Below are 24083 nucleotides of genomic sequence, written 5' to 3'. Positions count from 1 at the left end.
GCGCGTCAGCTGTTCCCTTTGGATTAGTTGTCCGGAGGGCGATTGGATGAATTCGGTGAACGCTGAACATCGTCCCGGTTGGGGTTGCGCACCGTATTGGGATTGTCCGGCTGCTGACTGTCATCATCACCGTCCAGCAAGACACCAAGCGCAACTGCACCGACTGCTATCGGCAGCAATGTTTCGAGCAAGCCGCCACCGTCATTCGCCCGTTTGACCTCGGGCGCGAGCTGCTCCTGCACACGCACGAGGCCCTTGTCGGAAATGCGGAACGGTCCGATCGGCGCTGCCCCGGCTCTCGGGATGTAAGCAGCCAGTCCTGGCTCATCGAGAGTAACGACCACTCCTGCCCCTTCGACATCGACCAAGCCAGGCGTCAAGCCGGACGCGCTGTCAGCCCCCGGTCCGCGCAAGACAACCAGTGTTGCCTCGTCCTCGTCGCTGTCCACCCGACCGACGAAATCTTCCTTCTCGACGATTTTCTCCGCGCGCTTGCCGACCAGCATGTCGACAGCCGTTCCGCGAATGCCAATACGACCGGCTGGCGTGTTCACTTCTGCTGAATTGTCGCCGCCGATACCGGAGAAAAAGCGAAGGACACCCTTGATGAGAGTTACGACGCCCGACCGCCCCGCATCGGGATCGTAGACATACCGATCGATCCGAACCTGTGTTCGAGCGCCTACGCCGAATGTCGAACGGTCGAGAAGGAGAATCTGGAGCTGCGACTTCTTTTCGGTGGTTATCAAATCACCCCAGGCGAACCGCTGTTTGCGAACCACAGACCGCCTATCGCCCGTACCGTTGGCACGAAACGAGACTTTGCCGACCACGCTCGATGCGGCTCCGACTTCGGTCCGCTGCGCGGTGGCCGGTGTTGCAACGATCGTAGACATGACAAGGGCTATCGAGCATGCACCGACAAGCGCTCGATTAACGCTGCAACACCTCATCGAGCCTCGCCCCGTTCACAACGATCGCGCGCTTCGGCGAGTACCTCTTTGCCGTAGTGTTTTTTCTTCAACTGGGCGATCTCGACCAGTCCGCCTTGCCGATCGCCGATCCGGCAGAGATAGACGGCGTGCATGAGCCTCGCCTCGCGGGACTTGGGATTCTCGGCAAGAACCCGCTCAAGCGTCGCCAGTGCTTCTAGATATTCATTCCGAGATGCTTGCTCTCGGGCCAGAGCAAGTCCGCTTCCCTCATCGCCCGACGCATCGATGATTGCGTCGATCTGCTCGAAAGTCTGTGCGGAAAGCGGAAATGCGCAAGGTAATGCCAAGATCAGGGCCGCAGCCGAAAGCCCGGCTCGGACAGCACTTTTCGCCATGGTTTCCCTCCTGCGGGCAAACCTATCACAATGCCGGATGCCCGCAAGAAGCTTCCCGTCCTGAAGCTAACGCGCGGAAGGTTCTCCGCCGCCCCTCTTTCGCTTGAGCAGTTGGAAGGCATACAACGAAGGCGCCGCTTCCACTTCGCGATTGTGCATCTCGACGTATGGATCGGGACTGTGTGTGAGCCTGATCGGGCGATTGCCGTGCATACCGACGATGCGCGCATCGGGCCCTTCCGACCCGGCCAGAATCGTTACCGGGTCGCCGGGAGCAATCTCTCCGCTGACTATCACATTGAGGTTCCATGTGGTGTTGAACCGGCCGTGTCCTGGTTGCCAGTATCCCGCGCCGCCGGCCCTGTAGAGATCGTAGAGCGGCATTCCGTCTTCGGCTTTGCGGTTGGGGGTCACATGGACCGTCACGTCGTCGTAAAGGTTCTGATGGTTCGCGCCAGCATGTTGATCGAGCGTCGGCGTCGTCCAGACGGTGCTGTCGGTATAAACGGAGCGGGTTGACTTCGTGTTGAAACTCAGCGCGTGGACGGTCGGATTGTAGACCTGAAGTCTCTCAACCAGCACATTGTGCACGTTGCCGACGTGCACACTGTAATGCGCCTTGTGCCCGCCATCCGTGATGACATTGCGTATTGTCACATTGGCTAGGTCATCGGTCAGGATGCCGCTGTCGCTATTGGCGATCCGGATATTGCGGATCCAACCATTGTGGATTCCTGTGAAGTAGATGCCGTTGAACCCTGCTTCGTTGTGGTGCCCGAAATTGGGGTTTGGTGGGAACACCAGAGCAAGATCCTGAACCCCAACGTTTGCCAGATGCTGCCATTTCGCGAAGTAGGCAGGCAGGTCCGGACCGATATCGTGCAGCAACGGGTCGGCGATCGTGAGCTGTTTCCCGTCGATGGCTTCTATGCGCGTAGGCTGCTGAACGAGAGGGCGCTCAGGCGATTCCCAGTGGCGGCTGCCGATCTTCAAATCCGTGTCGCCATAGAGTGACTTGATCAGCGGGCCGTTCGGCCCGGCGCGGTTGTGCCAGTTGATCTTCAGGACATCACCCACCGTAAAACCCGAAGGATCGGACACGGTCACGGTACGACCGAACTGTTCGCCCGAAAGGATGTCTGCGACGATCTCTGCCGGACGATCCATGCTTTCAAGGTAGGTTGCGTGACGACCGCCGGGTACGCGCGACCAGATGAATCCTCCGCTCCAGCTGTATTCGGAGAAGAGGACCTCGAGATTGGCGCTCTTCTGGCGCTCGTACTTGTCGTTTTCCTCCAGGTACTGGCGAACTTCGTCGAGAGCGCCGCCGTCGTCGATTTGGTTGAGCGGGCGCGGCATGTAAAGCTCGGTCCCACCTTTCCCCATTCCCATGCCCGAGAGCACGACGCCGCTCTTTTCGAGCCAAAGAATTTCGCTGAGGATGTACCGGCCCTTGCCGAACTGAACCCTCACCGGGCCTTTGCGGGAATGCGCTTCGGCTAGCGCGGCCTGTATGGCCTTGCTGTCATCACGTCCATCATTGGCCTTCGCACCATACTCGTCGACGAGTATGACGTCGTCGATATCCGGGATCGCGCCGATACCAAATTCATATCCAGCGAAGGAAAAGTCCGGGAGCGGATTGGCGGACCGGATAGCGGGATCGGCGAGGATCTTTGGCAACACGTCAGCATCCGGTCCGGCCTCTTGTGCTTGGACGCCGACACCTGTCCACAACAATGCCATCCCAGCCAAACCGCTGAAATAAAGGGTAAATTGTACCGAACGCCGCTTCATGAAAACCCTCCTACCACCTTTTCGATCAAAGGTATTGACGCGCAATGATACCGGTGTCAATTATTTGGGTAACCGGTGTCATAAAGCCAGGCGTACAAGCCAACGGGCGCGGCATCGAGGGATCCTGGGGAGGAAAATCATGTCTGCACGTTTCACGAAACCGGCGCGGGGATCGCGTCTCGGCCTGCGCGCTTTGCTGCTGAGTTCGGCAGTTCTTGTCTCGGCTCCTGTTTGTGCGCAGGACGCAAGCGACCCTGAGGATCAGGGTAGCGGTGCGGAATCCGAGATCGTGGTAACCGGCGAGATTTCGCGAACCATCGAATCTTCGCTCGAAACCAAGCGGCAGCTCGATGTCATCGGCGATGCGATTGTCGGCGATGATATTGGCGACTTGCCCGACCTCTCTGTTGCCGAAACGCTGGAGCGAGTTGTCGGCGTCACCTCGGACCGCTTTAAAGGCGGCGCTTCAGAGCTTTCCATCCGCGGTCTGGGCGCGTTTCTCGGCGCGAGCTTCCTCAACGGTCGAGAGATTTCGTCGGGCAGCGACGGGCGCGATGTCAATTACGGGCAGTTTCCCAGCGAACTCATCAACGGTGCGATCATCTACAAGTCGCCGCAGGCCAGCTTCATTGAGGGCGGCGTTTCGGGCATCATCGAATTGCAAACATTGCGCCCGCTCGATTACGGAAAGCAGCGCCTCCAGCTCCAGGCGCTGGGCGGGTTCAGTGAGTACGAAGATCGCGTGATGGACGGCGAGCCGTTCAACTATCGCCTCACCGCGTCCTATGTCGATCAGTTTCAGGCGGGCGACGGGGAGCTCGGCATCGCAATCGGCGGGCAGATCCGCCGCGATACCGCGCCCGAAGACATCTTCACCAGCAGCTCGACCTATCGACCGTGCAACACGATCGAAGGAGTCGATCAGAGCAATAACTGCGCTTTCGATACAGACGCGAATGGCGTTCCCAATGGCGCATCCGACCAGTTCTATTTCGTGTCCAATCAGTACATTTATCGCGCAATGGCGACAGATGCGGACCGCGACGCGGTGATGGGAGCGATCCAGTATCGTCCATCGCCCGCGGTCGAGATCAATCTAGACGCGCAGTACTCCTACCGCGACGATATCGAAGAGCGCGCGAACCTGGTGATTGCCGATGGGCGGCGCGACATCGTTCCGCTCGAGATTTCCCCCACAGGTGCGCTCCTCTACTGGAGTGGCGAATCCCGTATCGAGAACCAATCCGTCTGGCGGCAGCGGACGGAGGAATATCTCGGCCTCGGCGGCAATCTCGAATGGAATTCGGGGCCATTCACTGCGGCGGTCGACGTCTCGTATTCGCAGACAAGGCGCCGCCAGGACGAAAAGGACATGCGCATTCGGACCAACTCGCGCGTGCTCTACGAAATCGACAAGCGCGGGGTGGAGGTGCCTAACCTGACGCTTACCGATGTCAGCGCGGTCGAGAACAACACCGGACTGATGTTCGATCTGGACAACCATGACCTCTACACCAACGGGGCGCGTGCGCGTCGGCGGCTCGAAAACGTCGATGATGAGATCTTCGCCGTGCGTCTGGATACCGAGTACGAAACCGGTGGCGGGTTCCTCCGCAGTATCGAGGCGGGATTCCGTTATGGCGACCGTTTCCGCCTGCGTGACGACGGCATCGACACGACCGTGTCGCTCGTAGCGGACAACTACTTCAGCGACGCCGCGCTCGCAGCGCGCAGGGACGGGTTCCTCGTCGAAGACCTGTTCGAGGGTGCCGAAACCGACATGCAGGGCATCACCTGGGCGATCTGGGATGCCGAGGAGCTGTTCACGGCGCTCACTGGTAGTCCCGACGCTGGGCTTCCCGATCCGGGTGCATCCACCCGCTCGACACAGGACGCAGAGGTTACCGAAAAGACCTACGCCGGCTACCTGCAGGCGAACTTCGATACGATGTTCGGATCTACGCCTGCACGCGGCAATTTCGGCATTCGCGTGGTGCACACGGAAATCACCTCGGTGGGTGTCAGTTCGGCCTTGGCGACCAGCCCCGGACCTGATCCCGACACGATAACGATTACCGAGGTCGGCGATCCGATTGTGAACACGGAGACCAACAACTTCACCAACATCCTGCCGAGCGCGAACCTCATCCTCGAGGTCGCGCCCGACAAGCTGCTTCGGCTCGCCGCCTATCGCGCCATCGCACGGCCCGATCAGGAGGCCATGTCGGCAGCGCTTTCGTTCGATGACGAGGCCGATCTCGGCAATCTCGGCGCGATCGTGAGCGCGAGCGGCAACCCGTTCCTCGAGCCGCTCAAGTCGTGGAATGCGGACCTGTCATTCGAGTGGTATGCATCGCCGACCAGTTCCGTCGCGGTGGCTCTTTATGCGAAGCAGTTGCAAACCGGCTTCCGCACCGATGTCACCCCGCTCACGATAATCGTGGATGACACGCCGACCGAAGTCATCGTCGGGCGCACGGTCAATTCGGATGACAAAAGCCACCTGCTCGGGTTCGAAATTACCGCGCAGCACACTTTCGATTTCGGTCTCGGCGTGCAGGCGAGCTACAACTTCGCGGACAGCAATTTCGAGTTTCCCGATCCTCGCGTTGTCTCGGGCAATGCCATTGCCGATTTCACCGAGCCGGCCAATATTCCGGGGTATTCGCGGCACTCGCTCAATGCGACCGTGTTTTTCGAAACCGATCGGTTCAACACCCGTCTCGCATACAAGTGGCGTTCGGATTACTTTAAACCGTTCCGCTCGGACTCGAACCGCTTCACCGAAGATCAGGGCTTTCTCGACTTTTCGGCGGCATACGACGTTCTCGACAACGTCCAGGTGCGGGTGCAGGTGCTCAACATCCTCGATGAACCGAACATCTTCTACCGCCCGACGCCGGACAATCTCGCTCAGGCGGATTTCTCGGGTCGCCGGTACTTCATCGGTCTTCGCGGCCGGTTCTGATCCGGTCGCAGCGCGAGGGGGACGGGTATATGGCAGGTACGGCTTCCGCGCAGGGGATTCGACAGCGAGCGCTCTCCCGCACGCTCGTCGATGCGCGGCTACGTGCCGGGTCGCTGCGGGAATTCCCGGGCCCGCTCCCTCGCGATCTGGATGAAGCTTATGCAGTACAGGCGCTTTCGGTGGCCGCCTGGCCCGACGAAGTGGTTGGATGGAAAGTGGGTGGGATACCGCCCAAGCATCGCCATGCGCTCGGTGCGAAATATGTGACCGGCCCGATCTTTCGCAAACGGTTGGCCTATACGCACCCAGGCGAAGTAAGCGAGATGCCCGTCTTTGCCGAAGGCTTCGCGGCGATCGAGCCCGAATTCATCCTCCAGATGGGCGAGTATCGCGAAGAAGATCGATTGTTCATCGGAGCCGAGATTGCCAGCAGCCCTCTGGTTGCAATCAACGATATCGGACCTCTCGCGGTTGCTTGCGACTTTGGCAACAACAACGGCGTGCTGGTCGGGCCGGAGATCGAAGGATGGCAGGAAGCGGGCGAGCGCGACCTTCCGGTCGAGACTTTCATCGACGGCGAGATGGTTGCGACGCGTATTGTCAGGGACTTGGTCGCCGACGTACTTGCCGCGCAATCATTCCTGCTCGAACATGCACGGCAAAAGGGTATTGTCCTGGTGCCCGGTACATTGATCTCCACCGGCGCAATCACCGGCGTGCACGAGGCGGGGGTTGGCGCGCAATCCACTCTTAGATTCGGGAAATTCGGCAGGGTTGATATCGAGCTCGTGGCGGAGCAAGCCAAGGTATGAGCCAAACCGAAGCGCCGCCATCCTTCAGCCGCCGCCAGACACTTGTCGGCGGATGCGCGGCCGCAACGATGATAGCAAGCGGCTGCAGCGCGCGGGTCGGCGACGCTCTTACTGCCACCGATACTCACGTTTTCGGCTATCCGACGGTCCAGGCGGTCATAAGGTTCGGCGAAATCCTTTCAGAGCGCACTGACGGCAGGCTTTCGCTCAAGATGTATGCGGGTGGGCAGCTGGGCAACGAACGCGACACGCTGGAGATAACCACCTTCGGCGGGCTCGATTTCAATCGCGTAAACCTCGCGCCGCTCAACTCGATCGAGCCGCTGACCAAGGTTGCCGCGCTACCCTTCCTGTTCGAGTCGACCGAACATATGCGCACGAGTCTCGATGGCGAGATTGGCGAGGAAATACTCGCTTCGCTGGAGCCGCACGGGCTGATCGGATTGTGTTTCTACGATTCGGGCTCGCGATCATTCTACAACACGCGCGCACCGATCCGCACGCCAGACGATATGCGCGGTCTCAAACTGCGCGTACCGGGCTCCGATCTCTATGTCGCGATGGTCCAATCGCTGGGTGCCGATGCAGTACCGATGCCTCTCGATGAGGTCTACCAGTCGCTCGCGCAGGGTGTAATAGACGGAGCCGAAAACAACTGGCCGAGCTTCGAAAGCGGCAAGCACTTCGAGGTCGCGCGTTTCTACAGCCTCACCAACCACCTCCTGGCGCCCGAGGTCTTCGTGATGTCCAAGATCAGCTGGGACAAGCTTTCAGCGAGCGACCAAGCGCTCGTACGAGATGCTGCCAAGCAATCTGTGCCGTACATGCGAAAGCTCTGGGACGCGCAGGTCGAAAAGAGCAAGGCCATCGTCCTGGGATCGGGCGTCGAGGTGAACGAGGTCGAACCCGCACCCTTCGCCGAAGCGATGACAGGCATGTGGGACCGCTTCATCGACAATGACCGCCAGCGCGGCCTTGTCGAACGCATTCAGGCGTTGCGAAAAGGGGGCGGGGCATGATGGACAGGATCGCAGACTGGCTGGTCAGGATCGGGGCAGCGGGTCTCATCATCATGACGGCAGTGATCGGCTGGCAGGTTTTCGGCCGTTTTGTGCTCAATTCGAGCCCCTCATGGACCGAACAGGCCGCACTTATCCTTATGATCTGGTACGTGTTCTTCGCCGCCGCGGCAGGGGTGTGGGAGCGGTTTCACATCCGGATCGAGCTGCTCGAAAAACGCATGAGTGACGCCAAGGCGCGCAAGCTGAGGATCGCTATCCATGCGCTGCTCGCAATGTTCGGCCTGATCCTCCTCGTGTTCGGTGCGCAACTCGCGTGGCTGGTGCGAGATCATGTCGTGCCTTCGCTCGGTATCAGTCGCGCGCTCGCCTACGCGCCGATACCGCTCGCCGGCCTACTCACCTTCGTCTTTTCGGTTGCCCGCATCCGGGTGCGACTGAGCGAGGCGGGCTGATGGAGATCATCGTCCTGTTCGGCGTCCTGTTCGTTCTGCTGATCCTTGGCGTGCCGGTCGCCTTTTCTTTGCTTGGCGCAGCTCTCGCGACTTTCCTTTTGATCGACATTCCGCTGGTCGTCGCGGTGCAACGCATGGCGGCCGGGATCAGCGTTTTCACGCTGATGGCGATCCCGTTCTTCATCTTCGCCGGAGAACTCATGTACCGCGCCGGTATCGCCGAAAGGCTGGTGCGGGTCGCCGATGCGGCATTGGGCCGGGTGAGGGGCGGGCTCGGGCTCGTCGATGTCGGCGCATCGATGATGTTCGGCGCCGTGTCGGGTTCCGCCATCGCCAGCGCCTCTGCCATCGGATCGACCATGGTGCCATTGATGGAGGAGAAGGGCTATCACAAGGACTACGCCGTCAATGTCACCGTGACGGCGGCGATCGTAGGGCTGCTCATCCCGCCATCGCACAACATGATCATCTATTCCGCCGCTTCGGGGATCGGTGTCTCGATTGGCGACCTTTTCCTTGCGGGGATCGTCCCCGGCGTCCTGACCGGCACGATGCTGATGCTGACGGCGTGGCTGGTGGCGCGGAGCCGCGGGCTTCCCAAAGGCAACTTCCCCGGATGGCGCGAGCTTTTCCGAGCGACGGTTTACGCGATTCCCGGCCTGATGACCGGCGTGATCATCATGGGCGGTATCCTCAGCGGCATCTTCACGCCTACAGAGAGTTCGGCCATCGCGGCGATCTACACTGCCATCGTGGGCACGGTCGTATATCGCAACCTGGGCTGGAGCGGATTTGTTGAAGCCGCACAGAAGTCGGTCCGTACGGCCTCTATGGTCCTCTTTATCATCGCCGCTGCGACGGCATTCGGTTTCGCGCTCGCCCTGCTCGAAGTGCCGGCTGCGCTCGCAAGCCTGATCGGGTTCATGACCGACAACCCCATCCTGACGCTCATCATCATCAACCTGATGCTGCTCGCGCTAGGCACGTTCATGGACATGGCGCCGCTGATCGTGATCGCGACACCGATCTTCCTCCCGGTGGCGATGGAGACAGGGGTCGACCCGGTCCATTTCGGCATCATCATGATGATCAATCTCGGCATCGGCCTCGTGACCCCGCCGGTGGGTTCTGTGCTGTTCGTCGGTTCGGCAGTCGGCAAGATTCCGCTTGCCGACATGATCCGTTCGATCTGGCCATTTTATCTGACGCTTCTGGCGGCGCTCATACTCATCACTTTCGTGCCGGCCCTCTCGCTCGCGCTGCCGGGCGCTTTCTGACTTCTAATCACCCGGCGAATAGGTTTAAGGGGAAGGGCAGGAAGCAGGGGACGGTTATGGCAAAGAGCGGCAAACCGACGATCAACGATGTCGCGCGCATTGCCAACGTTTCTAAGAAAACTGTCAGCCGGGTAATCAACAAATCTCCGCTGCTAAGCGAAAAGACACGCGAGCATGTCGAGAAGGTGATCCAGGAGATCGGTTTCGTCCCGAGTCTGCAAGCTCGCGCCCTGGCGCTCAGCCGCAATTTCATCATCGCAGCGATTCACGATAATCCGAACGCGCAGTTCCTGGTGAATGTGCAGCAGGGCATTCTCGAGGGCATAGCTGGCAGCGAATACGGGTTGATGGTGCAGCCGGTCGATCGCAATGCCGCGACGCTCGCGAGCGATATACGCGCCTTTCTGGAGCGGCATAGGCCATACGGCGTCGTCCTGCTGCCGCCGATTTCCGAAGACAATACGATCGCAAAGGTGTGTGAAGAATTTGGGTGCGGCTATGTGCGCATGGGTTCGGTCAAGCTGGATGAGGCCGCACACACTGTGAGTTCGAACGACAGAGAGGCTGTCCGTGAGGCCGTGTCCTACCTTATCGGGAAGGGGCACAGTCGGATCGGACTGATAGAGGGACCGGAAGGTTTCACCTCACCGCGTGAGCGGCGCGCTGGATTCGAAGAAGCGATGGAGGCGGCAGGACTGAAGCTTGATCCAAAACTGGTCCGGCCCGGTAGTTACACATTCGAATCCGGGGTCGAGGCGGGGCAGTCCCTGATCGACCTTCCCAATCCTCCCACCGCGATTTTCGCCTCCAATGACGAAATGGCCATCGGCGCGATGATCGCAGCGCGTCGCAGCGGCCTGCTGATCCCGGAGGACCTTTCGATTGTGGGCTTCGACGATACGCCTCTATCCAGTCATGTCTGGCCTGCTCTCACGACCGTTCATTGGCCTATAGTGGCTATGGCAAGGACCGCCGCGCGCAAGCTGGTGGCGCCGGATGATGCGGAGGCCGGGCAGCGCTGGCTGCTGCGCTCCGAACTGGTCGAACGGGCGTCTGTTGTCCCTCCCAAACCGGATTGAAACCGTTGGCTCCAACGCTCTCCAAGAAGCCCTTGCATCAGCCATTGACACCGGTTACCTAAATGATCGAAATCCAGCATGGAAAAGCATCCGCGTTGGCATCTGAGAAAGCGACATCCCATGAAAATTGCCCTCATCATTGAGAACAGCCAGGCCGCCAAGAGCGAGATTGTCCACGAGGCACTAACATCGGTGGTCGGCCCCATGGGTCACGAGGTCCATCATTACGGCATGTATACGCCTGAAGATAAGACCATGCTGACCTATCCGATGAACGGGTTGCTTGCCGGCATCCTGCTTAACTCGGGTGCCGCCGATTTTGTTGTCACCGGGTGCGGCACAGGCATGGGTTCGATGCTCGCGTGCAATTCGATGCCGGGCGTGTTTTGCGGCCTTGTGATAGACCCGACGGATGCGTTCCTGTTCAGCCAGATCAATGCAGGCAATTGCATGTCTATGCCCTACGCCAAGGGATTCGGATGGGCTGCGGAGCTCAACCTTCAGGATTGTTATCGCAAGATTTTCGAAAACGAGCCGGGTCTTGGATATCCCAAAGAGCGCGCCGAAGTGATGGCGGTCAATCGCGGCGTGCTGACAAACCTCAAGAAAGCCGCGTGCCACGACATGCTGACGGTGCTCAAGACCTGCGATCAGGATCTGCTGCGAACCGCCATTTCCGGCGAAAGGTTCGAGGAATTGTTTTTCGCCAATTCCAATGACGAAGAGATCAGCGCTTATCTTCGGGCACTTTGAGCCAGCATGAAAGCCAATCCGTTTGATCTGTCCGGCAAGGTTGCGATTGTAACCGGAGCCAATACCGGCATCGGTCAGGGTATTGCTCTCGCCTTGGCTGAAGCAGGTGCCGACATCGCTTTGGTCGCGCGCAGCGATGCGAGCAAAACCCATTCGATGATCGAGGACACCGGTCGCAAGGCAATCGTGATCGAAGCCGACCTTTCCACTATCGAGCCTTGTGCGCGGATCGTGGAAGAGACAGTGGAGAGCCTCGGCGGGCTCGACATCCTCGTGAACAATGCTGGGATCATACGCCGCAACGACGCGCTCGATTTCACCGAAGACGATTGGGACGCGGTGCTCGATACCAATCTCAAGACACTGTTCTTCCTGTGCCAGGCCGCAGGACGCCACATGGCGAAACATGGGGCCGGTTCGATTATCAACATTGCCTCAATGCTTACCTTTCAAGGCGGTATCCGTGTTGCCAGTTACACCGCCTCGAAAAGCGGTGTCGGCGGTCTGACCAAGCTCCTCGCAAATGAGTGGGCGGCGAAGGGCATCAACGTGAACGCCATCGCTCCGGGATACATTGCCACCAACAATACTGCGGCCTTGCAGGCCGACGCGACACGCAATCGCCAGATCCTGGAGCGCATACCTGCCGGTCGATGGGGCGAGCCGTCAGACCTGGGCGGGGCAGCGGTGTTTCTCGCGTCCGATGCTGCCCGTTACGTGCAGGGCCACATCCTCGCAGTCGATGGCGGCTGGCTGGCACGGTGAGTCACTAAACAAACGCGACGGCGAGGACTTGGTAAGGGTCCACGGCATGTCGAGTGCACCAACGCTTTTGAATACCGTCACTCTCGATCGCGCAGCACAGGTGCCAGGCCTCGCTCATTGCAAAGCCGGTGCCGCTCGACCAAGAATGTGAGCGAGGGTTTTGACTGAGGGCGGGTGCATTTCTCCATGGCAATAGGTTCTGATGCGGCGGCCGGCCAGTGGGAATTCTGGATCGATCGCGGTGGCACCTTTACCGATATCGTCGCAAAATCACCCGATGGCGCGCTGGAGACACGAAAATTCCTGTCAGAGAATCCCGAAGCCTATGACGATGCTGCGATCCATGGGGTCCGGCAATTCCTCGATTTGGCTGATGATGCCCCGATCCCGGGCGCGGCAATCTCCGCGATCAAGATGGGAACGACGGTTGCGACAAATGCGCTGCTGGAACGCAAGGGTGAACCGACGGTCTTCGTGACCAGCAAGGGTTTTCGCGACGTTATCGAAATCGGATTCCAGGCTCGCCCCGACACGTTTGCGCTCGATATTCGCAAACCTGAGCTCGTCTATGAGAAAGTGATCGAGGTCGAAGAGCGCGTGCGCGCCGATGGCGAAGTCGAATGTTCGCTCGAACTCGAAACAGCCCGTGCATTGCTCGAAGCTGCACGTGATGAAGGTTACCGGTCGGTCGCGATTGCACTGATGCATGCCTACCGCTTCCCCGATCACGAGAAAAACCTTGCGGCGCTCGCGCGTGAGGTAGGCTTCACGCAGGTCTCCGCCAGCCACGAAGTCAGCCCGCTGACCAAGATTGTCTCTCGCGCGGAAACGACCGTCGTAGATGCTTACCTGACCCCTATCCTGCGCTCCTATGTCGATACGGTTGCGGGGGCATTTTCGGGCGGAGGCCAGCCCGGGCAATTATTGTTTATGCAGTCGTCGGGCGGATTGATCGACGCAGCGCGTTTCAGGGGGCGCGATGCGATCCTTTCGGGACCGGCCGGCGGGATCGTCGGTTGCGTGGAGACCGCGCGCATTGCCGGGTTCGACAAGGTCATCGGTTTCGACATGGGCGGCACTTCGACTGACGTCTCCCACTACGCAGGCGAATTCGAGAAGGTCTACGAAACCGAGGTCGCAGGTGTGCGGATGCGAGTACCCATGCTGCACATTCATACCGTTGCGGCTGGCGGTGGTTCAATTCTTCGCTTTAGCGACGGGCGCTTTCGTGTCGGTCCGCAGTCCGCCGGTGCCGATCCCGGGCCGGCTTGTTATCGGCGCGGCGGTCCGCTCGCGGTGACAGACATCAATGTCGTCCTCGGCAAGCTTCAACCCGATTTTTTCCCGCGGATCTTCGGGCCGAACCAGAACGAGCCGCTCGACCGCGAAGCGGCGCGCTCGGGCTTTGCCGAAATCGCCGGAGAAACCGGCGATGGGCGCAGCATCGAAGAGGTCGCAGAGGGCTTCCTCGACATCGCGGTCGAACACATGGCGCAAGCGATCAAGAAGATTTCGACCGCACGAGGGCACGATGTGAAGGAGTATGTCCTGAACTGCTTCGGCGGAGCGGGTGGGCAGCACGCCTGTCTTGTCGCCGAAAGGCTCGGTATCGAGACTATCATGTTGCACCCATTCGCGGGCGTGTTGTCGGCATATGGAATGGGTCTCGCCGCAGTCCAGACCGAACGCCAGCGCGTCGTGAGCAGGGGACTGGACACCGAAATCGAACCGCTCATGGCCGAAATCGTGTCCGATCTGGCAGAGGCTGGGGCAGCAGAATTGGCTGCTCAGGGTCATGAGAAGAAAGATGTTACCGCCCGGCCGACCGCGCTTCTTCGCTATGCCGGGACTGACACGACGATCACGGTTCGGGTGACCGGTGCCGAGCAAATGTGCGGTGAATTCGAGGATGCACACCGCCGCCAATACGGTTTCACACCAAGCGGCAAATCGATTGTGCTCGATACACTTGTTGTCGAAAGCAGCATTGAAAGTCACAGACCGTCAGCAACGAAACCGAAGGCATTTAACCGGCCACCAGATCCGGTAAGCATTAAACAGTTCTTTTCGCGCGGAGAGTGGCTCGATGCGCCAATATTCGATATCGACTCGCTGGGTCCCGGCACTCCGATATCCGGTCCTGCCGTCGTAACGGAGCCGACCGGAACAATTGTTATCGAACCCGGCTGGGATGGCTCGATCGATTGTCACGGACACCTGATCCTGAAAGTCCGCAAAGAGGGCGAGAGCACATCGAAACTGTCGACCGAGGCTGATCCAGTCACCCTCGAGCTGTTCAACAACCTGTTTCGTTCGATTGCGGAGCAGATGGGCATAATCCTGCGCAACACAGCGCAATCAGTGAATGTGAAAGAGCGCCTCGATTTCTCCTGCGCAATTTTCGACGTCGAAGGCAATCTGGTCGCCAATGCCCCGCATGTTCCTGTTCACCTCGGCTCGATGGACGCGACGGTGAAGACGGTGATCGCGAGCGGCCAAACCATCGAGCCGGGCGATGCCTTCGTCCAGAACAACCCGCACAATGGCGGCTCGCATTTACCCGACATTACTGTGGTTTCGCCGGTCTTCGACGATACTGGCGAAATACTCCTGTTCTTCACTGCATCGCGCGCGCACCACGAGGATGTGGGCGGCATTTCACCCGGCTCGATGTCGCCCTTCGGACGAACAATTCACGAAGAGGGGATACTCCTCGACAACATGAAGCTGGTCGAGCGAGGGGATTTCAACACCGATAGTATCGAAGCCGCGCTGGGCTCGGGGCCGCATCCGGCTCGCAACATCTCGCAAAATGTCGCTGATCTCATGGCGCAGGTTGCCGCCAACTCGGCGGGCGCAACCGAACTCAGGAAGCTTGTCGCCAGCTACGGTCACAATGTCGTGAGCGCCTACATGCAACACATCCAAGACAACGCCGAAGCGGCAGTGAGGCGCGCTATTGCCGAACTCGACGATGGCGAATTCAGATTGAAACTAGATTCCGGGGCTGAGATCGCGGTAGCCGTCCGCATCGATCGAAATAGCGCGCGCGCGACGATCGATTTCACCGGCACGAGCGCCCAGCAGGACAATGCCTTCAACGCGCCGCCTGCTGTAACGCGCGCCGCAGTTATCTATGTGATGCGCTGCCTCGTCGCCGACGAGATTCCGCTCAACGCGGGATGTATGAAGCCGATTGAGCTCATCGTGCCCGAAGGTTCGCTACTCAATCCGACCTTCCCTGCGGCAGTCGTGGCGGGCAATGTCGAGACAAGCCAGGCGATCACCGATGCGCTCTTCGCCGCGCTCGGAAAACTGGGCTCGAGCCAAGGGACGATGAACAATCTCACTTTCGGCAATTCGCGTTACCAATATTACGAGACGATTTGCTCTGGCGCACCTGCCGGGCCGGGCTTCGACGGGGCAGCCGCCGTGCACACTCACATGACCAACACCCGCATGACCGACCCCGAAGTGCTCGAACACCGTTATCCTGTTGTGCTCGACGAATTCCGGATCGACCGTGGCTCGGGAGGGCGCGGGCAGTGGAATGCGGGCGACGGCATAACCCGAAAAATCCGCTTTCTCGAAGACATGGAATGCTCGATCCTGTCTGAACATCGCGAAATTGCGCCGGTCGGCCTTCATGGCGGCGAAGGCGGGCGGCTTGGGAGAAATTGGGTGGAAAGGGCCGACGGCTCGGTCGACGAGCTGGCCGGCTGCGATCAGGTCGCGGTGCATCGCGGAGACCGGATTGCGATCCAGTCCCCAACCGGCGGAGGCTTCGGACCACTCTCGAAGCGAGGGGAAAAAGCGAGGAAGAAATGAACGAGCGTCTGCGCAATGTTGGCCCCGGCGCACTTGTTGCCGCAGCCTTTATCGGGCCAGGAACGGTGACTGCCTGCACAGTCGCAGGCGCGAGCCATGGGTTTGCGCTGGTCTGGGCGCTCGTCTTCGCCACCTTCGCAACGATCGTTCTTCAGGAAATGGCCGCGCGGCTCGGCGTCGTGGCGCAGAAGGGTCTGGGCGAAACGCTCGCAGGATTGCTGGATGCGACGATCTGGAAATGGCCGCTCATTTTGCTGGTCGGCCTCGCGCTCTATCTCGGCAATGCGGCCTACGAAGCTGGCAATCTCTCGGGCGCGGCGCTCGGCATTCAGGCGCTTGCTGGTGAGACCGATGGCGTGTTTGCGGGCTCGGTTGCCGCCATTGCCGTGCTCGCTGGCGCGCTTCTTCTCAGCGGAAGCTATCGCCTCATCGAGCGTGTTTTGATTGGACTGGTGGTGGTCATGGCTATGGCATTTGTCGCCACCTTTGCCATCGTCCGGCCTGATATTGGTGCGCTTGTTGCGGGTGCGGTCACTCCGGTTGTTCCCGAGGGGGCTCTGCTGACGGTGATCGCGCTGATCGGGACGACCGTGGTTCCCTATAACCTGTTTCTCCACTCCACGGCTGCGAAGACCAAGTGGCAGGGCGAAGAAGACCTGGGCGCGATGCGCGCCGATACGGCGGTCGCAATCGGGCTGGGCGGCCTGATTGCCATCCTGATCCTGTCTACTTCGGCGGCCAGTCTGTTTGCTGCCGGTATCGAAGTGTCGAGCGCGGCAGAGATGGCTGGACAGTTCGAGCCGCTTTTCGGCCCTTATTCGAAATACCTGCTCGCAATTGGCTTGTTCGCCGCGGGGCTAACCAGCGCGATAACCGCGCCGCTTGCCACAGGTTTTGCGATGACCGAGATTTTGAAGCTTGAGAGTAGGCAAACCTCGCGGGGTTTCCGATTGATTGCGCTGTCGGTGATCGTCATCGGCGCTGCGCTGGCGCTGACGGGAACACGGCCAATCGAGATCATCGTGCTTGCCCAGTTCGCAAACGGGTTGCTCCTGCCGATCATTGCCGCATTTCTCCTCTATGCAGTGAACCGACCGGAATTGCTCGGCAGGCACGCCAACGGGACGCTCGCCAATGTCCTGGGTATCGGGGTCGTACTCGTCGCTGCCGGCCTTGGGCTCAGACTGATAGTGACCGCAATCGCATAGGCCTTGGAGGCAATCCGGGCTGACCCTTGCGCGTGTATATCCTTTGGTACACGCTGTCAGGCATGCACCTCTTCGAGGCCCTTATCGTCTTGCATGTAATCGCCGGAACGGTGGGATTGGTTGCATTCTGGGGACCGATTGCAACGCGCAAGGGATCGCAGCCGCATCGCAAATGGGGCAAGGCATCATGCTATGGCTTCGTTGGCGCGGGCGCGCTCGCGATCGCGATGGCCCTGCTTTCGCTGTACGGACCTGAAGAACGTATTCCCTCGGTCACGAATCGCGAATTGTTCGCTGGGCTGTTTGGCTGGATGATGCTCTATCTCGGCCTTCTCACGCTCGGTTTCGCCGATTACGGGCTGGCTGTTGTCAGACACCGCAGAGATCGCAAGGCTCTGCGTGCACCGCGCTACCAGATAGTGATTGTTGCCGTGGTGCTTTCGGCTCTGTGGTGCGGTTGGTTTGGGTTTGAAGTCGGGCATCCGCTCATGCCGCTCGTCGCTGGCGTCGGTCTTGTCGCGATGGCGCTGCAGCAGGTCTTCGTCTGGCGCAATGGAGATGTGCACCCGCGCTCCTATGTCGGCGAGCATTTCCGCGCCCTCATCGGGATGGGAATTTCAGCCTACACCGCGTTTCTTTCGGTCGGCCTCATCCGGCTTTTGCCCGATCAGGTATTCAATCCGCTCATATGGGCTGGGCCGAGCACGGTTGGCGTCGGTCTGATCCTCTTTTTCACGGTCCAGACGAAACCAAAGTCTGACGTTGCAAGGGCCGCTTGAGCGCGCGGAATTTTCTTACTCGCCTTCATGATCGAAGCTTTCGATCAAGCCACATGACCGGCCTCAGTGGCAGGTAAAGCCAATCGAGCGACGCGGGCAGGGGGAGCGCGAGCACATCGGGCAGGGCGCGCAAGTGAGATGTCAGTTCCCGAATTGCTGCGGCGCGGCTGCCATAAAGCGTCGAGCGTATGCGCGATTGGCTTGCGATCCGGCGCAACGCATCGCGAGATGATTCCGGTTTGTAGGGCATTGTCATCCGCGCAATCGGATACGCGACAAAATGGTCGTCGCTAATCGATTGAAACTGTTGTGCCAGCTCCTGCGGAAGCGGGGTGCCCCACAAGAGCGCCCTCAGCGCCAGCGCTTGAAGAACGCTCGGTCCGGCACCAAGGCCCTTGGCGTATTCGTAGAGCGCGAGGATCTCTTTGTCGCCGCGTTCCGCGATAACAGCGTTGACGTCTGCCAGCCACTTGAGCCTGCTCCAATCCGACAGCGCACCATGCGTGCACAAATAGGCGAACTCGTCTTCTTCTCCGAGAACCGAGATGCTGCCGATATTTTCGATCGATATTGCGCGCGCGTTGGCAAAGGGTTCGATCCCTCTGAGCAAGTTTGACTGCTCAACCAGCCTCCAGTGCAGGTCGATCAGTATGTTCCCGTCGCCGACCAGCGTGATTTCCTTGAAATGGCGGACAACGCTTTCGGTCTGCGAAGCTGTAAGCGGCTCACCAGTTTCAAGCGCGACAAAACCATTTCGCGCCAGCAGATCAACGGCGCGGACAGCATTCTGCGGCTCGATCAGCAAGTCGATGTCCGCGCTCCGCTTGATCGAAAGCGATCCGTAGACATGCGCAGCCAATGGCAGGCCCTTGATTACGAGATTGCGGATGGAGTGCTCGTTCAGAAGCTTGTGAAGCTTCCCGGTCATACCGGCCTGCCTCAAGTTGAATGTCGCGCGATTGCGGGCTTCGTTGGCCCAGCGGTTTCGGATCTCGTCGGGAACGGCTTCGCAGCCGGAAAGGCGGTTCTGCACGAAGCCCTGTACCTGATGCCTCTGGGCGGCTTTCGACACCTCATCCCAATCGCCGATCCGGTCGGCAAGGTCCTCAACCTGCCTCCGGCTTTCTCCGGTTACCGGATGCGCGCAACATGCTGCGAGCAGGCGCAGTTCAGGGGGCAAGTCGGCAGCAACCGGGGTCGATCTAATATTCATGGGCCTCGATCTCTGGCTAGGCGGGCTAGGCCCTTGCCGCAATGGCAGCAAGCCGTATTAGGAGGCCAGCCCACACATACTCGCATGCGCGCATTCGGAAGCACGGAGAAGCCACAATTCAAACGCAAAATGCACTTTCTGCCACTGCGTCTTTCCCGTTCACAATCACATCCGACATCGATCTGGGGCCTAGGCTGAGCGCTGCGCTCGCCGATGGGCAAGCGGATGTGATCATTCGAGAAGGCGACGTTCCGGACTCAATCGAAGCTGTCGCACAGGGCGTAACCTACCAGTTGCGACCGGATGAGTTGCTGCTCGACATCCCCGACGGCACGCGCATGCACGTGAAAGAAGGACGGGAGATTGTCTATTCGCGTGGTCCCGACGCGGGCGATCGCGACATCATACTCTTTTTGCTGGGAACGGCGTGGGGGGCCTTGTGCTACCAGCGGGGCTTGATCCCGATCCATGCCAGTGCAGTGCTCGCCGGAGGCAAGATTGCAGCCTTCACGGGTTATTCGGGTGCTGGCAAATCGACGATGGCCGCAAACCTCGCCCTACGCGGCTATCCGTTCTTTACCGACGATACGCTGATCTTCGATCCATCGGCGAAGGGTGATGGGGCGATCTGCTTCGCTGGTCAGAAACAATTGAAGCTATGGGGAGATGCCATCGACAAGACGGGAGCGGAGGCTCTCGATCCAGTGCGAGAGGCCAATGCCATCGACAAATTCTACGCTGTTCCTCCCGGGCAGAGCGAGATTGCGGTCGCCCCGCTTACAAGGCTCTTTCTGCTCAAGCGCGCCTTGGGCGATGCAACCGAGCTGAACACCCTGACAGAACTCCCGCCTGCCGAAGCCCTGCAAGCAATCCGGCGAAATCTCTATCGCCCGCATTTCGCGGAAGTCCTGCTGGGCCGAAAGCCGCTGTTTCTTGCGCTCAAGAAACTGCTCGAGAATGTGAAGGTCAGCGAATTCGTGAGGCAGCTGGGGCCGGAGAATTACGAAACGGCGATCGATTACGTCAGCGAGGCGATCGGTCCGGCCACCTCTCAGGACAGTTGAGATGAGCGATGGCACGTTCGTCTGGCTCGCAAGCTATCCAAAATCGGGAAACACCTGGCTGCGCCTGATGCTCGGAAAGCTCACCGGTGCGTCCGAGCAAGTCGATGATGATGTGTTCGCTCCCGTAGCTGGGATAAGCAGCAACCGGAGCACTTTTGAATATCACACCGCGCTCAACACTTTCGATTTGACCGACGCGGAAATCGACCGCCTCCGTCCTGCCGTCTATCGCGCCGCGGCTGCAGAGCACGACGATGTGGCATTCATGAAAGTGCACGATGCGTATGGCCGCTTGCCGAATGGCGAGCCATTTTTCCCCTCCGACTGTTCGCGCGCGGTAATCTATATCGTTCGCGATCCGCTCGATGTGGCGGTTTCATTCGCGCATCATTTGGGGGTCAAGGAGTTTGAGACTGCGGTGCGCAAGATGAACGATCCCGCCTTTGCGCTGGCAGGTGACGGTCGCGAACAACTCCGTCAGGTCATGTACGATTGGTCCAGCCACTACCGAAGCTGGGTGGAGCAGAAGGAAATTCCCGTATGCGTTATCCGGTACGAGGATATGAGGAAAAACACGGTTGCCGTTCTGGCCAGGGTGGTCGATTTCGCGAAGCTCGACAGAAGCAAGTTCGTCATGTCGATCGAAGACGCCGTCGAGGCCTCAAGGTTCGAACGCCTGCAAAAGATTGAGCAGGACAAGGGATTTGCCGAAAGGCCCGTCAACTCGGAAAAGTTCTTTCGATCCGGTCGATCTGGAGAAGGCAGGGAACGGCTTTCTGCGAGCCTGCAAGAAGAGTTGATCTCGCATCACGCCGATGTCATGCGCGAATTGGGATATTTGGAAGGGAAAGCCGCGTGAGCAACCAGGCAACGATCGAATTGAGTCACAAGGTGGCGAAGACGGAAAACTTTGTTGAGAGCAGCGTCGATGGTGAAGCGATCCTGATGCACCTCGACGAAGGCAATTTTTCCTCGCTCAAATCGACCGGGCTCCGGATCTGGGCAATGATGGAAGAGCCAAAAACGGTGTCGGAAATCTGTGACAAGCTGCTCGAGGAATTCGACGTCGACCGGCCAGAGTGCGAGCAGCAGACCCTGGCATTCCTGGCGGGTCTGCGGGATCGGGGCTTGATCGAGGTCCGCTAGCCCAGAGGCGAATGTGGAAGCTCAAAATGGAGCGCGGGCCGCTTCGCGTGAAGCGGCCCGCGTAAAGACCAGGTTCGATCGGCGGAAAAACCGCCAATCCTATCTTAGCTCTGCGACGACAAACCGACCATGAGCGAATCGGTGCCCGGATTAAGCGAAGCTTCGATGTCGGCAAGGTTTGCGTCCACGGTGACAAGCTGCGGCGCTTCCCACTTAGCCTTTGCTGCACCAGCAATGTTCGCATTCTTCTTTGTCATGTCTAATCTGCCCTGAACGATTGAGAGGTTACGGTAACTAACTCACGTGAAGCGTTACGTATTTTATACATTTCGTGCAAGCACAAAATCCCGCAGCTTCTCAACAGGCTCTTGTTTGGGTGAATGCACAGTTTGCTGAAAAGAATACTGATTAGGAACGGTCTCAGCTGGCCCACGACAGGTCGCCTGTTCCCCTCGACATGGCGAGGCGATCTGGGAATTGGTACAGAAGTCGAGAACAGGCGACGGTGAAGAAGGCCATTCGCACAACATATCTTTCACTCGCGAGTGACCCGTAGATTATCCCCGGATGAGCGTCTAAGGGCTTGCGGAATGAGCGGATTTGCAGTCGAATTTCGGCGTGACGGGCGTGAGGCGTCGATCGAAAGCGCCAACCGGATGAAGGACGCATTGCGCGTTCTCGGGGCCGACAAACAGGCGACAATTGCCGATGGTCCCTTCGCGATCACGTGGACGTTTTCGTCCGGGTTTTCGCTTAGTGACCCGAGTGAACGGCAGCCGGTCAAGCGCGCTGATCGGTGGCATTTGCTTTTTCTCGGCAAACTGAACCATCGGGCCGAACTCGCCGAAAAGCTTCGCATCGAAAGCGATGGGCTCGATGGAATTCCCGATTGCGAACTCGCAATGGGCGCGTGGCTCAAATGGGGCGAGGATTGCCGCGATCACCTGTATGGTGGCTACAGTCTTCTCGTCTGCGACACTCGCGAGCACCGGTTAACCGCGATCCGCAGCCCCGAACGCTCGCAGCAGCTTTATCTCTTCGAGGAGCGCGACCGCCTGATCGTGGCATCTTCGACTAAGGCCATCTTCGCCTTCCCGGAGATTCCCCGCGAGGTGGACGAACTCAAAATCGCCGATGCGCTTGTCCTGAACCATCAGGATACGAGCCGATCCTACTTCAAGAACGTCTCGGTGATCGGGCAATCCTGCACGATGGTAGCGTCCCGTGACCAGGAGCCGCGGACCAGGTATTTCGACATGTTCGAGAATGTCGAGCCGGTGCGTTTCGAAACCGATGATGACTACGCTGAAAGGGCGCGCGAAATCGTCGACAGCACGCTGGCCACTGCCTTCCGCGTCCCCGGCAAACCTGCATTGAGCCTCAGCGCCGGTCTGGACTCAACGACGCTTGCAGTGCTGATGATCGAGCGAATGCGTGCCGAAGGGACTTCGGGCACGAAGTCTCTGAAAGCTTACACCGGCGTTCCCGAAAGTACTTGGGACGGCCGTGTTCGCGAGAATTGGCTGGGAGACGAGAGTGGCCCCGTTCGCGCGCTCGCTCGCATGTATCCTGAACTGGACGTCGACTTCGTCAGCGGCAAATCTCTTGCGTTCGATCAGGAAGTCGACATGCTCCAGTCTTATGCCGATATGCCAACCCGAGGCGTCGGCAACAGCGCCTGGGGGGCAGCGGTCAGGATCAACTGCAGGCGAGACGGCCATAAATTGCTCGTTAACGGAGCTGCCGGAAACGGCACGGTAAGTCTCGGCATTGCCCACATCCTCTTCGCCCAATGGCTTCGTACCGGCCGGTTCGGAAAGCTTGCCCGCGAGACCAGCAGATACGTTGCGAGAAGGCCTCAAGCGCGTCTCTATAGTGTGCTGGGACAGGCAGCGGTCAATAATCTGCCGGATCCGCTGTATGATGGCTACATGCGCCTGCGTGGCCACGTCAGCAAGCAAGGGTACCGCGCGTATTCTGCCATCAATCCAGGCTTTGCCGAAGACACCCGTGTCGAAGAGCGACTGCGCGATTTCGATTCCGACGATCGCTATCGGATGCCTCGCAGTCGACAGGATTTGATGCGGGCCATCATGCAAAAGGGCGCGCGCAACGATGGTGGCGGTCTGTTCGAAGCCTACAAGGCGATGGCGGGAATCGATTCCTTCGTCGGGTACGAGGATCGCAAGCTGATCGAGTTTTGCTTCGCGATTCCCGACGACCAATTCTATCGGGACGGCGTCGATCGCAGGCTCATCAAGCAAATGATGAAGGGCAAACTACCGCCCGAAGTTCTCAACGCGCCGCGGGGCGAACAGGCATCCGACTGGCACAGCCGGCGCAAGCGAGATCTCGATCGTATCCTTGCGGAACTGGAACGTCTTGAAGGCATTCCCGAAATTGCCGGTCGGCTCGATATCGAGCGGATGAAGACAGTGACCCGCGAATGGCCGGATGACACACCCATCTCTTCCTCCGACTATCCTGATTACGGCATTGCGCGATACGGCATTGGCCGCGCGATAGCGATTGCGCGCTTTATCAACCAGGTCGAGGGCCGAAACTAAACGGGGGGCAGGGCTAGAGGCGG

20 protein-coding genes are annotated in these 24083 nt (G+C 59.3%); 15 read left to right on the top strand and 5 right to left on the bottom strand.

The window, feature by feature from the left end; translation table 11 throughout:
- Nucleotides 1-23: 23 nt before the first annotated feature.
- The 3 genes from FIU90_RS13070 to FIU90_RS13060 all read right to left on the bottom strand — a co-directional run bounded on the left by FIU90_RS13070 (nucleotide 24) and on the right by FIU90_RS13060 (nucleotide 3076).
- Nucleotides 24-896, bottom strand: a complete 873-nt coding sequence (locus FIU90_RS13070) for a FecR domain-containing protein (protein WP_172970264.1) — start codon at nucleotides 894-896, stop codon at nucleotides 24-26.
- Nucleotides 897-949: 53 nt separating this feature from the next.
- Nucleotides 950-1330, bottom strand: coding sequence for a hypothetical protein (locus FIU90_RS13065; RefSeq protein ID WP_152435172.1), 381 nt, complete (start codon nucleotides 1328-1330; stop codon nucleotides 950-952).
- Nucleotides 1331-1396: 66 nt separating this feature from the next.
- Nucleotides 1397-3076 (bottom strand): right-handed parallel beta-helix repeat-containing protein, encoded by a 1680-nt coding sequence (locus tag FIU90_RS13060; RefSeq protein WP_172970263.1) that lies wholly within the window; start codon nucleotides 3074-3076, stop codon nucleotides 1397-1399.
- A 190-nt stretch (nucleotides 3077-3266) separates the two neighbouring features.
- On the opposite strand from FIU90_RS13060, the gene FIU90_RS13055 reads away from it, so the two are divergent.
- The 11 genes from FIU90_RS13055 to FIU90_RS13005 all read left to right on the top strand — a co-directional run bounded on the left by FIU90_RS13055 (nucleotide 3267) and on the right by FIU90_RS13005 (nucleotide 18070).
- The gene (locus tag FIU90_RS13055; protein ID WP_172970262.1) at nucleotides 3267-6095 is read left to right on the top strand and encodes a TonB-dependent receptor; all 2829 of its coding nucleotides are present in this window, start codon (nucleotides 3267-3269) and stop codon (nucleotides 6093-6095) included.
- A 29-nt stretch (nucleotides 6096-6124) separates the two neighbouring features.
- Nucleotides 6125-6907, top strand: coding sequence for a 2-keto-4-pentenoate hydratase (locus FIU90_RS13050; protein ID WP_152435169.1), 783 nt, complete (start codon nucleotides 6125-6127; stop codon nucleotides 6905-6907).
- Nucleotides 6904-7926, top strand: a complete 1023-nt coding sequence (locus tag FIU90_RS13045) for a TRAP transporter substrate-binding protein (RefSeq protein ID WP_199799335.1) — start codon at nucleotides 6904-6906, stop codon at nucleotides 7924-7926. The genes FIU90_RS13050 and FIU90_RS13045 overlap by 4 nt, the downstream gene beginning before the upstream one ends.
- Nucleotides 7923-8381 carry a TRAP transporter small permease gene (locus tag FIU90_RS13040; RefSeq protein WP_152435168.1) on the top strand — a complete coding sequence of 153 codons (459 nt, stop codon included), beginning with the start codon at nucleotides 7923-7925 and terminating at the stop codon, nucleotides 8379-8381. The genes FIU90_RS13045 and FIU90_RS13040 overlap by 4 nt, the downstream gene beginning before the upstream one ends.
- On the top strand, nucleotides 8381-9658 hold the full coding sequence (locus FIU90_RS13035) for a TRAP transporter large permease (RefSeq protein ID WP_152435167.1): 1278 nt from the start codon (nucleotides 8381-8383) through the stop codon (nucleotides 9656-9658). The genes FIU90_RS13040 and FIU90_RS13035 overlap by 1 nt, the downstream gene beginning before the upstream one ends.
- A gap of 56 nt (nucleotides 9659-9714) precedes the next feature.
- Nucleotides 9715-10737 carry a LacI family DNA-binding transcriptional regulator gene (locus FIU90_RS13030; protein WP_152435166.1) on the top strand — a complete coding sequence of 341 codons (1023 nt, stop codon included), beginning with the start codon at nucleotides 9715-9717 and terminating at the stop codon, nucleotides 10735-10737.
- A gap of 120 nt (nucleotides 10738-10857) precedes the next feature.
- A complete protein-coding gene (locus tag FIU90_RS13025) occupies nucleotides 10858-11490 on the top strand; it encodes an RpiB/LacA/LacB family sugar-phosphate isomerase (protein WP_152435165.1) in 633 nt (210 codons plus the stop codon).
- Nucleotides 11491-11496: 6 nt separating this feature from the next.
- Nucleotides 11497-12255 (top strand): 2-dehydro-3-deoxy-D-gluconate 5-dehydrogenase KduD, encoded by a 759-nt coding sequence (gene kduD, locus FIU90_RS13020; protein WP_152435164.1) that lies wholly within the window; start codon nucleotides 11497-11499, stop codon nucleotides 12253-12255.
- A gap of 186 nt (nucleotides 12256-12441) precedes the next feature.
- Nucleotides 12442-16083 (top strand): hydantoinase B/oxoprolinase family protein, encoded by a 3642-nt coding sequence (locus FIU90_RS13015; protein WP_152435163.1) that lies wholly within the window; start codon nucleotides 12442-12444, stop codon nucleotides 16081-16083.
- Nucleotides 16080-17291 (top strand): Nramp family divalent metal transporter, encoded by a 1212-nt coding sequence (locus FIU90_RS13010; RefSeq protein WP_152435162.1) that lies wholly within the window; start codon nucleotides 16080-16082, stop codon nucleotides 17289-17291. The genes FIU90_RS13015 and FIU90_RS13010 overlap by 4 nt, the downstream gene beginning before the upstream one ends.
- A 32-nt stretch (nucleotides 17292-17323) precedes the next feature.
- On the top strand, nucleotides 17324-18070 hold the full coding sequence (locus tag FIU90_RS13005) for a hypothetical protein (protein ID WP_234029524.1): 747 nt from the start codon (nucleotides 17324-17326) through the stop codon (nucleotides 18068-18070).
- 25 nt (nucleotides 18071-18095) lie between these two features.
- Here FIU90_RS13005 and FIU90_RS13000 read toward each other — a convergent pair whose 3' ends face one another.
- On the bottom strand, nucleotides 18096-19283 hold the full coding sequence (locus FIU90_RS13000; protein ID WP_152435161.1) for a nucleotidyltransferase family protein: 1188 nt from the start codon (nucleotides 19281-19283) through the stop codon (nucleotides 18096-18098).
- 227 nt (nucleotides 19284-19510) lie between these two features.
- On the opposite strand from FIU90_RS13000, the gene FIU90_RS12995 reads away from it, so the two are divergent.
- Genes FIU90_RS12995 through FIU90_RS12985 form a run of 3 tightly spaced genes read left to right on the top strand, consistent with a single transcriptional unit; the run spans nucleotide 19511 to nucleotide 21493 of the window.
- A complete protein-coding gene (locus tag FIU90_RS12995; RefSeq protein WP_152435160.1) occupies nucleotides 19511-20347 on the top strand; it encodes a hypothetical protein in 837 nt (278 codons plus the stop codon).
- A gap of 1 nt (nucleotide 20348) precedes the next feature.
- Entirely contained in the window at nucleotides 20349-21206 is an 858-nt protein-coding gene (locus FIU90_RS12990; RefSeq protein ID WP_152435159.1) for a sulfotransferase domain-containing protein, read from the top strand.
- On the top strand, nucleotides 21203-21493 hold the full coding sequence (locus FIU90_RS12985) for a PqqD family peptide modification chaperone (RefSeq protein ID WP_152435158.1): 291 nt from the start codon (nucleotides 21203-21205) through the stop codon (nucleotides 21491-21493). Before FIU90_RS12990 ends, FIU90_RS12985 begins: the two co-directional genes overlap by 4 nt.
- 104 nt (nucleotides 21494-21597) lie before the next feature.
- Here FIU90_RS12985 and FIU90_RS15580 read toward each other — a convergent pair whose 3' ends face one another.
- On the bottom strand, nucleotides 21598-21750 hold the full coding sequence (locus tag FIU90_RS15580) for a hypothetical protein (protein WP_172970261.1): 153 nt from the start codon (nucleotides 21748-21750) through the stop codon (nucleotides 21598-21600).
- Nucleotides 21751-22083: 333 nt separating this feature from the next.
- Between FIU90_RS15580 and FIU90_RS12980 the strand changes: the two genes are divergently transcribed.
- Nucleotides 22084-24060: an asparagine synthase-related protein gene (locus tag FIU90_RS12980; RefSeq protein ID WP_152435157.1), complete on the top strand. Its 1977-nt coding sequence runs from the start codon at nucleotides 22084-22086 to the stop codon at nucleotides 24058-24060.
- Nucleotides 24061-24083 lie beyond the last annotated feature (23 nt).

This window comes from Erythrobacter sp. THAF29 (genome assembly GCF_009363635.1).
Classification (GTDB): domain Bacteria; phylum Pseudomonadota; class Alphaproteobacteria; order Sphingomonadales; family Sphingomonadaceae; genus Erythrobacter.
This window is presented reverse-complemented; position numbering and strand designations above follow the sequence as displayed.